Origin of the sequence: Hymenobacter terricola (assembly GCF_017921975.2) — a bacterium.
Lineage (GTDB): Bacteria > Bacteroidota > Bacteroidia > Cytophagales > Hymenobacteraceae > Hymenobacter > Hymenobacter terricola.
Window position 1 is genome coordinate 1 of sequence record NZ_JAGEMO020000192.1, and the last position, 1,284, is coordinate 1,284.

The 1,284-nt window shown below is 47.1% G+C and carries 1 protein-coding gene; it reads right to left on the reverse strand.

Translation table 11 applies throughout. The features are described 5' to 3' along the window. Nucleotides 1-90: 90 nt before the first annotated feature. A complete protein-coding gene (locus tag J4G38_RS28230) occupies nucleotides 91-891 on the reverse strand; it encodes a hypothetical protein (RefSeq protein WP_226164151.1) in 801 nt (266 codons plus the stop codon). Nucleotides 892-1,284 lie beyond the last annotated feature (393 nt).

The following is a 1,284-nucleotide window of genomic DNA, read 5'->3' on the forward strand; positions in this document are numbered from 1 at the left end:
ACCGTACCACTTATGACCGCGCAGTGGGGTAAGAAAATACCGCGGACCGTAGTCCGCGGCTATATAGAATTGAAAGGATGATGTCAGTGATTATTCTTCAGTTGTCTCTGTTGGCTCCTCAGCCTCATCGATGTCTGTTGGCTCGTCGTTAACGATACCGGCAATGTTCTCCAACAGTGACTTCAGTTCGTCTTTCTTCAAGCTGCCAAAGTCGACACCCTCAAGTGCTGCCTGAACATCTTGCTTGGTGGTATCTGCCTGACGAACTACTCTGGTAGATACTCTCTGCGCTTTAAGCTTCTCTTCAGCCTCAAGTAATGCAAGCCACTGTTCGCTGTTCTCGTCAAATCCGACCTTGCCTTTCATGATACACTTTCGGCTTTGGATATTTCTGATGGCTTTCTTCAGTGCTTCCTGGTCTGCAGCCAATGCTTGGATTTCTTCATCGCTGTAGGTTACCACTGACCCTGCGCCGCCGCGAGCAGCATTCTTCTTCATGTCGAACGCCTCTCGCAAGATGTACTCGCTGATGGCTGCATGCACTAAACTCTTGTAGTTGTCAATCGTCATCTCTTTGCCCTTCAAGCGGCTTCTCTTTGACTGAACAGATGCCAATAACTTGTTTGGTGTGTGCTCGTCAGTACCTACAGCATCTACAAGTGATGTAGTGTCAACATCAGCAACGTCGGTCAACTCTTGCACCAATTTGTCCATCTCACTGTTGTCAGTCTTTGAAGCTTCAACGGCTTCCATACGGTCATCATCAATGTCGTTGAGTGCGTTCATGAACTCATTGACATAAGTTGCAGCCAGTGAATTAAGTTCGCTTGTGCCGTTAAGTGCTCTTGAATTGCTGTTAGTAGTTGCTCCGTTTGTGAATAAATTTGTCATTGTCATAATAGTCCTTTCGACCGTCACTCTCAGTGATACGGTCACCGCTCTGCACATAGGGTATTGCGGTTAACCCTGAAATTTATTTGGTTGTCTTAATCAACCTTACAAGTATATTATAACACATAACCCTGCGGATGTACATAAGAAATTTCATTTTCCGATCGCCGCTGTGCTGAAATTCTTTTGCTGAGTAGGACCACAGAAGAGGTCTTCCTCAGCGCCGCCTGGCTGAAGCTTAATAAATCTACTATGCGACCCAGTGCCGCCGCGGGTCGCAGACCATCTACTAGTAAGTAGTCCTCTTCGGTCCAAGGGAAGCGTAAGCAACCGTGAGTAGATTTCTGGCGGACCATCTACTAGTAAGTAGCCCTCTTCGGTCCAAGACTGCGT

Bases quoted from the DNA above. Each gene is read 5' to 3' on its own strand.
- J4G38_RS28230 (WP_226164151.1), bottom strand. From the start codon at position 891: ATGACAAATTTATTCACAAACGGAGCAACTACTAACAGCAATTCAAGA.